Below are 13,681 nucleotides of genomic sequence, written 5' to 3' on the forward strand. Positions count from 1 at the left end.
CCCATTTGATCAATAAATTGTTTGATCAACTAATCATTTATTAATACCTTGGGTGTTTGTTTATGGCATATAATCCCACTTATTAAATTGTTGATTTTTGTAAATCATAAATAATACACTTTCATACCAGAAGCAAAGGAGATATTAACACAATGACTTTAAATATTAACCCTATAATACTGATTGGAATTGTTGCAGTCTTTACTGTCTTATTCTGGGTGAATATAAAGAGGTTCAGGCAGCTTCATATAATAAAGATGAATGACACCTCCCTAACCTGTGAAGAGCTTGAAGAGCACGCAAGGAAAATCGCCATAGACCACACAGTTTCAAAAAACATCAGATATAACAACTGGCCGGTCTTGAATATGAACGAAAACTATGACTTCATAAAATCTGTTTACAAGGAATTAAATAATGCTGCAAGCAGCAAAAACGCTGTTCCACCAGCTGCTGAATGGTTATTGGACAACTTTTACATACTGGATGAGCAGGCCAAGGTTGTAAGAAAGGATATTTCAGGAGAGACATATCTAAGGCTTCCAGTCTTAAAATGCGGACCATTAAAGGGTTATGCACGCATATATGCCATAGCTGCAGAGCTGGTATCCCATACAGGCGGCCAGATTAATGACAGAATTATTTTGAATTACCTCAAGGCATACCAGAGCCACAGCAGCCTGTCCGACAGGGAAATATGGGCTATGCCTGCCATGATAAGAATTTTGCTTATAGAGAGCATTAAAGTTATTTGTGAAAAACTGAATCTCACAATTAAGGAATGGCAATTAGCTGATGAACTAATAGAAAGTGTTTTAAAGAGTGAGGATATTAATACCCTCAAATTTATAAAAAGCATTGAGGCAAGACTCAAATCCACTGAGCAGATAAGCACATCCTTTATCGAGCACTTGTCTTATCGCTTAAGAAAGTCCGGAAGGGGCTATGCAAAGCTCTCCGGAACATTGGATGATATTCTTTCCAAATATGGCAGCAGCACATCAGATATGTGCCAAAAGGAACACAACATTCAAGCATCATACTCGGTATCAATAGGTAATTCTATATTGAGCCTTAAATTTCTATCCTCTTTTGACTGGTCAACTGTATTCGATGAAATCAGTAATGTTGAACAGGCATTAAGTGAGGATGAATCATACCGTTTGATGGATCCTTGTACCAGGAGTTTTTACAGGCAAAAGCTTGAGGAAATCGCTGCTGTATCAAGAACCACAGAGATTCGTATAGCAAAAGAGGCTGTAAAGCTTTCCAAATCCTATGCCCAAGGCTCACAAAATGATTATGATGAACGAAAAAAACATGTAGGCTATTATTTAGCAGGTGATGGAACAGCAGAGCTTCATAAGGCTATAAACTACAAGCCCACAATATTTAGAAGCTTTGCCTCAAATATTAAAAGGCATGCTGCATCACTGTACCTTGGATCAATAATATTGCCCACTATACTCATAACATATTTTTTAATGCACTACACCTATAGCCTCTCAATAAACAACGCTCTTTCCCTGTCCATTTTTACAGGCTTAATTGTTATTATCCCTGCATCGGAAATAGTAACCAGCCTAGTGAATTGGACTCTATGCAACACCACAAAGCCTTCAACTCTTCCCCGGCTTGAGCTCAAAGATGGATTAGAAGAAGAACACAGCACACTGGTAGTAATTCCGGCCCTTCTTCCTGATGAAAAGCGAGTTGAGGAGCTTGTAAGCAATTTGGAGCGGCATTATCTTTCCAACAAGGAAAACAACCTTTATTTCGCACTTGCTGGAGACTTCAAGGATTCTCCTGATGAAAAGAGCAAGCTGGATCAGATGATTGTTGATGCAGGCTTAAACGGCATGAGGAGGCTCAATAACAAGTATAAAAGAGATAACGGAGCTGATATATTTTATTATTTCCACAGGCACAGAAAATTCAATAATGTACAGAAAAAATGGATGGGATGGGAAAGAAAAAGAGGTGCTTTGGTAGAGCTTAACAGCCTTCTTACAGGCTCTGAAGATACCAGTTACAGCATCATGTCCTGCAGCAATAACTCCATACCAAAGGTCAACTATGTGCTGACGCTTGATGCAGATACAATTTTGCCCATAGGCAGTATAAAAAAGCTTATAGGAATCATGGCACATCCTCTCAACAAACCTGTTGTGGATGAAAAAAAGAATATAGTTGTTGATGGTTATGGACTTATCCAGCCACATATAGGGTTCGAGATCCAAAGTGCCAATAAAACACTTTTTTCCAGGATGTATACAGGCCAGGAGGGTATAAATCCTTATGCCTGTGCCATTTCCGACATCTATCAGGATGTATTCAATGAGGGCATATTTACAGGAAAGGGAATTTATGACCTTAAAGTATTTCAGAAGGTTCTTTATAATGCAATTCCTGAAAACAGAGTTTTAAGCCACGACCTGCTTGAAGGTTCCTATCTTAGAACCGGGCTTGCAACGGACATTGAACTTGTTGATTCATTTCCTGCAAGCTATGCATCTTATACTGAGAGAATGCACAGGTGGACAAGGGGCGATTGGCAGTTGCTGCCATGGTTAATGAAAAAAGTGAAGGATAAAAACGGAAACTCCATAAAAAATCCGCTCAATTTAATTTCCATCTGGAAGATATTTGACAATATGCGTAGAAGCCTTGTGGCACCTTCCATTCTTTTACTGATCGTGTCAGGTTTCTCCATTTTACCGGGATCAAGCCTGTTTTGGCTGGGGTTATCATTGTTTTTCGTTTTTTTCCCAATAATAACCTCAATTATCGATTATATTGCATCATTAAGGATGATTAAAAATAGGGTTAAACGGCATATGCCTGTAATTTCAGGAATTAAGGCAAGCTTATACCAACTCTTGCTTCAGTTTGCATTTTTGCCCTATCAGGGTTATTTGGTAACCGAGGCCATTATAACCACTCTTTACAGGGTATTTATCAGCAAAAAGAATATGCTGCTGTGGGTTACTGCCGCTGATGTTGAAAAGGATCAAAAAAATACAGTTCTGAGTTTTTGGAATAAAATGAACATAACAGCCCCAATATCATTGGGTGTATTGGGATTTGCAATTATAATAAAGCCAAATTCCGCTGTATTTACGCTGCCTCTTTTAATTATCTGGTCATCATCTCCATTTATTGCTTATTTTATAAGCCAAATAAGTTCGGATGAGTCCTTCCAACTTTCAGAAGACGACCTTAAGGATCTTAGACTTATTTCAAGAAAAACCTGGCGATATTTTGAAGAGTTCATCAATCATAAGAACAGCTACCTTCCCCCTGATAACTTCCAGGAAGATCCTCCTAACGGCGTGGCATATAGGACATCTCCAACAAACATCGGTCTTGGTCTTATGTCTTTTCTCGCTGCAAGGGACTTAGGGTATATCGGTACCCACGAGATGATTGAAAGAACCTCAAAAACGCTGTCTACAATTGATAAGCTGGAGCTTTGGAACAATCATCTTTATAATTGGTATGATACTCGCACTTTAAGGCCTTTAAGACCTCGTTATATATCCACTGTGGACAGCGGTAATCTTGTTTGCTATCTTATAGCATTCAGACAAGGTCTGTATGATTATCAAAAAAACCCTTTGGTCGACAGAAAATATATACAGGGTATTGATGACACTGCTTTTCTCGCATCACTTGAAAGCGGAATAGAGCTAAACAGATTAGATCCTATGGATGTATTTCCATCTGATGGCAATGGAAGCCTTTTTACCTGGAAAAGAACCCTTGAAGAAATAACAAAGAGTATTACAGGCCACAACATTAGAAAGTCTCCATGGCTTTACAAGCTTCAAAAAATGATTACTTCCTTAAGAGAAGAATTGGATTTGTATCATCCATGGATTGATGTTTTCCATAATGCATCCAGGATATTTGCCCGTGACCCTCATGAAAATCCTGGAGTTGTTTTGCATTCCGATATAAACGATGATTATAACAAAAATATATTTCTCAAAGATGCCTCCGATGGTATGGATATTCATGGCAACAAGTCTCCTTTGCCTGACTTAGGCCTTCACGGTTTAGGGTCAAATCCCGCTAAAGGTGCCGGATTAAGTAATAGAGATATACTAAGGCTTGCTGAAGATGCCACCGCAAAAATAAGAATAACTATGGGTCCTTTGGAATTAGCTGAAACCTATAATAAAGTACTTTATGAGGTTGAATGCATAATGGATGACTGCAAGGACAAGACAAACGGCAGCTACCAGTGGTTGCAAAGTTTGCATGCATCTATTTACAAAGCTTTGAATAACATAAATAATTTTAACAGCAAGTACGAGCATATAATAGAAAAAGTTAGCAGCATAATTGAAAAAACAACCTTCAATCCTCTTTATGATTCGAAGAAGCAGCTTTTTTCCATTGGATACAATCTGGAAGAAAACAGGCTGACCAACTCATATTATGATCTCCTTGCATCAGAAGCGAGGCAGACGAGCTATATAGCAGTTGCAAGAGGCGAAGTGCCGCCAAGACATTGGTCGAGGCTTAGCAGGAACATTACTGTTGTAGATTTCTACAGAGGATTGGTTTCATGGACCGGAACTATGTTCGAATATCTTATGCCCCTAATTCTTATGAAGAACTACAAAAATACATTGCTCGATGAGACCTACTCCTTTGTAGTGAGAAGCCAGAAAAAATACGGCAGACATAAACGTGTCCCATGGGGTGTATCAGAATCGGGGTTTTATGCCCTTGACATTGATCTCAACTATCAGTATAAAGCAGTTGGGGTTCCATGGCTCGGCCTTAAGCGCGGTCTTCTTGAAGACACCGTTGTGTCTCCATATTCTACCTTTCTTGCACTCCTTGTAGACCCAAAGAGTGCTGTAGATAATATTAAAAGGCTTCGCAGGGAGGGTCTTGACGGTGCATACGGGTTTTATGAAGCTATTGACTATACAGCAGAAAGACTTCCTTTCGGTTCGAGAAAAGCAGTTGTCAAAAGCTACATGGTTCACCATGAAGGTATGAGCCTTCTTTCCCTCAACAACTTTTTAAACAGGAACATAATGCAGGTGCGTTTTCATAACGATCCTGTTGTAAGGGCAGGGGAGCTTTTGCTTCAGGAAAAGGTTCCTGTTGACTTTACCTCTGCAATGGAAAACAAGGAAAAGGTAGTTCCATACAAAGATATGGTTTATAAAGGCAGAGTATCTTTGCGTAAATTTACTGCACCTGATTTTACACTGCCAAAGGCACACCTCCTTTCAAATGGAAGCTATTGTGTCATGATAACGGATAGGGGAACAGGTTACAGCAAAAACAATCTTACTGCCGTTACAAGGTGGCGGGAGGACATAACACTTGATACAAATGGCATGTTCTTTTATATAAGGAATATGGAAGACAATACATTATGGTCCTCAACCTACGATCCTATAAATAAGAGACCTGACAGATACGAAGTAGCATTTTCCTCAGATAAAGCCAGATTCAAAAGAATTGACGGCAATATTGAGACCGTAACCGAAGTAACAGTTGCATCAGAGGATAATGCTGAAATAAGACGATTATCTATAAAAAACATTGGTGAAAAATCTGTTGACTTGGAAATTACAAGCTATTTTGAAGTTGTTATGGCACCGCAAAATGCTGATATTGCTCACCCGGTTTTCAGCAATCTATTTGTAAAAACCGAGCTTGTACCTGATTTGAATACACTCCTTGCAGTAAGGCGTCCAAGATCAGAGTCGGATAAGATCTATTGGCTCTTTAACACTGTATTTGTTGAAGGTGAGACAATGGGAAGTCCTGAATACGAAACAGACAGGCTGGCGTTTATAGGAAGAGGCCATACCATATCAAATCCTGTTGTTTTAGAGCGTGCAAAACCTCTATCCGGTAGTGCCGGTTCTGTTCTTGACCCAATAATGAGCACAAGAGTCAGGGTAAGGATTCAGCCCAAGCAAATAGCAAAAATCTCCCTAATAACGGGAGTCAGCAAGGGTCGCGATACTGCTTTGGAGCTAGCACATAAATATTCTACACCGGAGGCTATTGAAGGCGGATTCAAGCTTGCACAAACTCGCAGCCAGGTTGAGGCCGGATATCTAAATATCAGCTATAAAGACCTGGAACTATACCAGGATATGATCTCCCATGTTTTATTCCTTAGCCCGTTAAGGAGAAACTATAGCGACTTCATAAAAGAAAACAACAGAGGACAATCTTCCCTTTGGCCTTACGGGATATCCGGAGATTTGCCGATTGTAACTGTGGCATTGAGCAAATCATTGGATACAGACATTGTTTATGATGTTTTAAAAGCACATGAATATTGGAAGCTTAAGGGGCTAAAAGTTGACCTTGTCATACTGAACGAAGAAGAAGGTGGATACAGTAATCCCCTTCGCTCAATACTCATGGATATTGTATCATCAAGCCATGCCCATGATATAATCAATAGGCCGGGCGGCGTATACCTTTTAAACCGAAACAGCATGTCCAGTGAGGGTATTGCACTCATTTATTCTGTATCAAGACTGGTGCTGAAAGGAAACCAGGGCTCATTATCCGACCAGGTGAAATATGCTTCTCTCTATAAAGAATATGATGCGAACATCACATCAAAAGCCTACACAGCAAGTTTGGCGAAAGGCATGTTGTCATCAGGGTTTAGCAAAATGGGCAATGAATTTGTTATAAGGCTTGAAAAAGGTGAATTTACTCCAATGCCCTGGACAAATATCATCTCAAATCCCGATTTCGGCTTCCTTGTAACTGAATCGGGTTCTGGATATACATGGAGTGAAAACAGCCGTGAAAACAAGCTTACACCATGGTCAAACGACCCAGTATCCGATACGCCAGGGGAAATATTTTACATGTGTCATAGGGACAGCGGCAAAATATGGTCTCTAACGCCATTACCGGTAAGACAGGATGCTGACTACAATGTAACCCACGGCTTCGGATATTCCGCTTTTGAGCATGAAAGCAACGGTATAATGCACAACCTTGTACAAATTGCAGCCAAAGATGCTGCTGTAAAAATAAATCTAATAAAACTGGTTAACACCACAGGAAACAGCCAGAGCCTCACTCTTACTTATTATGTAAGGCCTGTCATGGGTGTCAGCGATCAAACTACAGCAATGCATCTAAGAACCTGGCAGAATGATAATGGCACTCTCTTCATTGAAAACCCTTATAATGAAGAGTTTCATGGAAGGGTGGCATTTATAGATGTCACAGAAAGGGACAGAACAGTTACAGGTGACAGGAAGGAGTTTTTTGGAAACGGAAAACTATCCTATCCAACCGGACTATTACAAAACGGGCTATCCGGTAATCTAGGTACAGGCTTTGACCCGTGTGCTGCCATGCAAATAAGCATAGACCTTAAGCCTAATGGAGAAAAAGAGGTTGTGTTCCTCTTAGGCTCCGGCAAAAATGCTGAAGATGCCTATAATCTGGTATCAAAATATAGCAGTTTTGATGCAGCAAAGAAGTCATATGAAGAAGTAAGAAACTTCTGGAAGAGCAAGCTGGAAACAATACAGGTTGAAACGCCGGACAGCTCCATGAATATAATGCTGAACGGATGGCTGTTATACCAGGTAATAGCCTGCAGGCTATGGGCACGTTCAGGTTTTTATCAATCAGGGGGTGCCTTTGGCTTCAGGGATCAACTTCAGGATTGTCTTGCCCTCATAAGCATATGGCCTGAAATCGCACGTAATCAGATTTTGCTTCATGCCAGCCATCAGTTTGTTGAAGGAGATGTTCAGCATTGGTGGCATGAACCTTCCGGTAAAGGAACAAGGACACGCTTTTCCGATGACCTTCTCTGGCTGCCATATGTGACAGCTGAATATATAAGGGTAACCAATGACCATAAAATTCTGGATGAGATGGTTCCATATATTGAAGATGAGCCTTTAAAGGAGTTTGAGGATGAGAGATACTCAAGCCCTCGCCCATCCGAGCTTAAAGAGCCACTATATGAGCACTGCAAGAAAGCCATTGAAAGGTCTCTGGCATACGGTGAGCATGGTATTCCGCTCATGGGATCGGGAGACTGGAATGATGGAATGAATACTGTAGGAAATGGAGGAAAAGGCGAGAGCGTCTGGCTTGGCTGGTTTTTATACTCTGTTCTCAATGCATTTGCTCCGCTATGCCAACAAAAAGAGCAGCATGAAGAATCCAAAAGATATATAGAAGCTGCAAAAGCCATAGCTCAGGCAATAGAACTTAATGCATGGGATGGAAGCTGGTATAGGAGGGCATATTTTGACAACGGGCAGCCTTTAGGCTCAATTGAAAACAGCGAGTGTAAAATTGACTCAATCTCCCAGTCCTGGGCTATATTCTCCGAGGGCGGAGACAAGAATCGTGCTCGTGAAGCCATGAACTCCCTTGAAAATTATCTTATACAAAGAGATGAAGGACTTATAAAACTTCTGACACCTCCATTTGATGAAGGCGATTTAGAGCCTGGATATATAAAAAGCTACATTCCAGGGGTACGAGAAAACGGCGGCCAGTATACTCACGCTGCAGCATGGGTCATAATAGCATTTGCAAAACTTGGCGATGGTGACAAGGCTTTGGAACTATTTGATCTAATAAACCCCATTAATCATACCAGAACACAGATGGAAATATGCAAATATAAGGTAGAACCTTATGTTATGCCTGCAGATGTTTATGCTATTTCCCCTCACATAGGTAGAGGGGGCTGGACCTGGTACACCGGATCTGCCAGCTGGTATTATAAATCAGGAATTGAGTATATTCTTGGTTTTAAAAAGGATGGAAACTCTATTATTATGGACCCCTGTATTCCTAAGAAGTGGAAAGGATACTCAATAGATTACAGTTACGGCAGCTCAAGCTACAGGATAGAGGTTAGAAATCCTCAGGGAGTCAGCAGGGGTGTGCGTAAGATTGTAATGGACGGCAAGAAGCTTAATAACTCCATTCCCCTTGTCGATGATGGAAAGAATCATAAGGTGGAAGTTGTGTTGGGGTAAGCCAGTTTAATTTCACCTTGTACCACAATAAAATACTTCCCATTTTCTTTAGTTATGGTCCAAAAATAACTTCCGCTATAATTTTCGCTCATGTGTGGACTTTACTCGTCACACACGCGTGGAAAGCGGAAGTAATTTTTTATTCATGCCTTACCTGATAGTAAACTTCAAGAATGGGAAGTATTAAATTATTATTTACCCATCCAATAATAATTTAATTTTCGCAGCAGTATCCGTTCCTGATAAGGGAGTATGTACAATCATTTTTAAGCCGGAATTATCAGAAACATCAAAATTACTAACCTCAAAATCCAATATTCCTGCATTAGGATGGTTCAATTGCTTGTATTTTTCACTATTACTTTGGATCTCATATAAAGGCCACCATAAATTAAATTCTGTGCTTTGCATTTTAAGATCATCAATAAACTGTACAAGCCAAGGATCTTCAATGTATTGTCCACATGTTGAACGAAATCTGCCAACTAAACCCTTGGCATGCATATCCCAGTCAACAAATAAATGTTTATATTTATTATCTGTGAACATCGCCCACACAATATTTCGTTGGCGAACATTCATTTCATTAAAATCACCAAAGATTAAGCATGCTGCATCATTCCAAGCAATGACGTTCCAACGTTGATCCGTTACTAGTGATGGACATAACATTAAATTGTCTAGAACATGTTGAAGTATTGGACTTACTGTTCCTTGGTATCCCTTTATATCTACCGGAAGCGGCTGATTGGCTAAAAGATAAAGATGAATGCGTTCTTGTTTATCAAGTAATAAAATTTTAGATAAGCTATCTATTATTTGAGTTGAAACATGAATATTTCTTCCTTGCTCAAGCCAAGTATACCAAGTTAATCCAATACCAGCTAACTGGGCTACTTCCTCTCTTCTAAGTCCTGGAGTGCGCCGACGGGTTCCCGATGAAAGTCCTACTTGTGATGGCAAAATTTTTGCTCTTCTCGTTTTTAAAAAATCACCTAGTTCTTTATAACGATGTTTCTCATTGTTAAAAATCATAATCAATCCTGCCTATTACAATTTATACTAGTATAATTTCACTTCTATTAACATTATAAACTCTGTATTATTATACTTCTAGAAAAACTTTTTAGGTAATCAAAAATATAACAATATGTTTTAAAACTATAGAATTTTAAAAAACATTAAAACAATAATACAAAAATTGGGGAGGATGAACCATGAAGTTTTTATGGACAGCAATCTATGTAAGAAATTTGGATGAATCGATAGCTTTTTATTCCGAGCTGTTAGGACTTAAAGTGTTGAAGCGTTTTTCTGCTGGACCTGGTATGGAGATAGCTTTTATGGGAAACGACATTAGCAATGAAACTTTGATTGAACTATTAGCAGATAGCAACAATAGCACAGTCAATTACAGTGACTTTATATCCATTGGTTTTGCTGTCGATTCTGTTGATGCAATGCTGGAAATAGTAAAAAGTAAAAACATTCCTGTACACAATGGACCGTTTGAGACACCTGGATCAAGATTTTTCTGTATCAAAGATCCTAATGGCCTTAATGTTCAGTTTTTTCAACAAAAATAGTAGTTTTTAAAAATTTTATACAAAAAGAACTCAGACTGCTTATATAGCCTGAGTTCTTCTTAAGTTTAGCAATATCTATTTGCTATTTTAAATTTTTTGATTTTTTATTAATTCTTAGCTAAATCACACAATCAAAGCTCCTTATCAGCCACAACTACAGTATATTTGTACGGAGGATATAATCCCCAAATCCAGGAAAGCTCATTATTGTAGGGCTCAGGTTTTCCAAATCCCTTAGCTGTTGGCATAACTGTTATCTTGAAATCTTCTTTTGTACCTTCAAATACGTTTACAGAAAAATCTGCTGGTTGGTCACCCAAAAATATAGCATTACTCAACTCATTACAATTACTAAATGCCTTTGTCCATATTCTATCTACATTCTTTGGGATCGTTATACTTGTCAGTCCATTGCAATTTGAAAAAGCGTAATTTCCTATAAAAGACAGGCTTTCAGGCAGTGATATATCTGTCAGTTTATAACAATCAGAAAATGCGTTATTACCTATGCTTTCAAGGTTGTCAGGCAAGTTAATACCAGTCAGTTTGCTACAATCAGAGAATGCATGATCACCTATACTTTTTATGCTTTCAGGCAACCTAATACCTGACAAACTACATTCACTAAAAGCTCCACTGCCTATGTAAGTCAAACTGTTTGGCAATGTTATACTCGTCATATTACACTCGTGGAAAGCGTTGGAGCCTATACTGGTAACTCCTTCAGGTATTATTAAATTTCCAAAGCTGCATTCCTCATATGAATTATTTCCTATTCTTGTTACACTTTTTGGTATTGTAATGATTTTAAGCTCCCTACATCTGGAAAACACACTATCATCTATGTAAGTCAAACTATCGGGAATAGTAATTTCCCGCATATCACTGCATCTCTCAAAGGAACGTTTTCCAAGTATTTTCAAGCTTTGTGGTAATTCTACCTTTTCCAGACTTATGCATCCATAAAATGCACTATAATGTATGTTGGTAACACTCTGTGGTATTTGTATATTAGATAAATCATTTCTATAAAAAGCATAATCACCTATACTTGTAACGCTGACATCATTTATCTTGTCAGGTATTACTACATCTCCACCACCAGATCCATTATACTTTATAATTGTACCTGTCTTAGTGCCAAAAACAAAATTGCCTTCCTCTACTATTGATGTTTCAAGTATGAATACTCTGTACCTAAGATTGCCATACGGATTCCACTCCCAATAATTTTCATTATTATAGGGCTCAGGTTTTCCGAACCCAGTAGTGGTTGGCAAAACTGTAATTTTGAAATCTTCCTTAACTCCGTAAAATACACTCGATACGTTAAAGGTTGGTTCATTTCCCATAAATAAAGCATTACTTAATGGACATCTAGAAAATGCTGTATCTCCAATTTTTTTCAAATTGGCAGGAATAGTTATATCGGTTAGTCCACATTCCATAAATGCAGCAGCTCCAATACTTTGAAGACTATCAGGCAAATTTATGTTTTTAATAAACGGACAATTGCTGAACGCTGCATCACCTATACTGATAACACTATTTGGGATTGTTACGGTATTTAGATTTGGACATGATGCAAATGCACCTTGTTTTATTGTTGTGGCACTACCAGGTATTGATACACTTAAAATATTGGGAGACTCGAAGAACGCTGCATCACCTATAGTATTTACGCTGACTCCATCAATCTTATTAGGAATACTTATATTTACATTACTTCCCATGTATCCATAAATTGTTCCTGTTGAAGGATCAAAATCATATTCAGAATCAGAATTGCCAACAACAACTTTGTAAGTATCATTGTTAACAGGGCTCCAGCTCCAGTACTTTTCATTGTTGTAGGGATCAGGTTTGCCAAAACCTGTTGCAGTAGGTGAGACAATGATTCTGAAATATTCAGGTGCATTTGCAAATACATTTTCTCCTAAATTTGTTGGTTGGTTACCTGGAAATGTAACACAGCTCAAATTAATACAATCAATAAATGCATTGGTATCTATGAACTCAACACTTTTAGGCATACTTATATTTCTAAGTTTCTTGCATTCCGCAAAAGAATTTTTTCCAATACTGGTTACACTATCAGGAATGGTTATATTTGTAAGTGAAAAACATCTGTAAAAAGTAGAACTTTCAATACTTTTGATGCCATAAGGTATTTCAATGCTGGTTAAGTTAGAGCATGTCTCAAATGCAAGTGAACCTAAATATGTCAAATTTTTAGATAATTTTATACTGGTAAGGTTAAAGCATAATGCAAAAGCAGATCCGTCAATGCTGGTTACACTATCAGGTATTTCTATACTTTTTATCGAATCGCAGCCTAAGAATGCACATGCACCGATACTATTTACACTATCAGGTATTTTAATACTAGTTATATGTTCACGCTCATAGAATGCTTTTTTCCCAATACTGGTTACCTTTACTTCATTTATCATATCCGGTATAATAACATCTCCGTCTGGTCCTTTATACTTTAAAATTGTCCCAGTAGCCGAGTCAAAATCATAATCAGCATAAGGGGAAACGGTAGGTGTAGGAATAGGAACATTTTGATTAAAATATTTGGCAACAATAATTAGGTCACCCATATTTATTGTGCCGCTTTTATCCAAGTCAAGCCTTTCCGAATACAATGGATCTCCGATGCTTGAATTGAATGAAACAGCTACTACAATTACATCAGTCATGTTTACTATACCATTACCATTAACATCTGCCAAAAAAATTTCTGGATCTACTTCTGTTGATGCATTACAAGTCACATAAAATTGCACGAAGAAAATAGTAATGATGCTTATTACAATTGCATAAATAAATGTTTTTTTCGCTTTCATACGGGTATCCTCCTAATAGAATAAATGAAATAAACAAGATAAAATATATAACGATGTTATTTTACGATGCCTTATCTAAGTCTTCACCCCTTTCATTTTGTATATTTGGTGTTTTTCCAAGAATAATTATCATAAAAATAGTGTAAAGTATGTTTTGTCCCTTTTTGTATGATATATTTTACAGCCTATAATTACTTTATCAAAGTTATATTAAATTTAC

At 38.1% G+C, this 13,681-nt stretch carries 4 protein-coding genes; 2 read left to right on the plus strand and 2 right to left on the minus strand.

Features of this window, described 5'->3' with window-relative positions:
• The first annotated feature begins 152 nt into the window (after nt 1-152).
• A complete protein-coding gene (locus tag Bccel_RS21440; protein WP_036944861.1) occupies nt 153-9,023 on the plus strand; it encodes a glycoside hydrolase family 94 protein in 8,871 nt (2,956 codons plus the stop codon).
• 195 nt (nt 9,024-9,218) lie between these two features.
• On the opposite strand, the gene Bccel_RS21445 is transcribed toward Bccel_RS21440, so the two are convergent.
• Nucleotides 9,219-10,058 carry a helix-turn-helix transcriptional regulator gene (locus tag Bccel_RS21445; protein ID WP_036944862.1) on the minus strand — a complete coding sequence of 280 codons (840 nt, stop codon included), beginning with the start codon at nt 10,056-10,058 and terminating at the stop codon, nt 9,219-9,221.
• 182 nt (nt 10,059-10,240) lie between these two features.
• Here Bccel_RS21445 and Bccel_RS21450 point away from each other — a divergent pair, with 182 nt between their 5' ends.
• Complete coding sequence (locus Bccel_RS21450) at nt 10,241-10,609, plus strand: VOC family protein (RefSeq protein ID WP_036944864.1); 369 nt, start codon at nt 10,241-10,243, stop codon at nt 10,607-10,609.
• 131 nt (nt 10,610-10,740) lie between these two features.
• Here Bccel_RS21450 and Bccel_RS21455 read toward each other — a convergent pair whose 3' ends face one another.
• Entirely contained in the window at nt 10,741-13,461 is a 2,721-nt protein-coding gene (locus Bccel_RS21455) for a leucine-rich repeat protein (protein WP_036944865.1), read from the minus strand.
• Between the last annotated feature and the right edge of the window lie 220 nt (nt 13,462-13,681).

It is taken from the genome of Pseudobacteroides cellulosolvens ATCC 35603 = DSM 2933 (genome assembly GCF_001262605.1).
Classification (GTDB): domain Bacteria; phylum Bacillota; class Clostridia; order Acetivibrionales; family DSM-2933; genus Pseudobacteroides; species Pseudobacteroides cellulosolvens.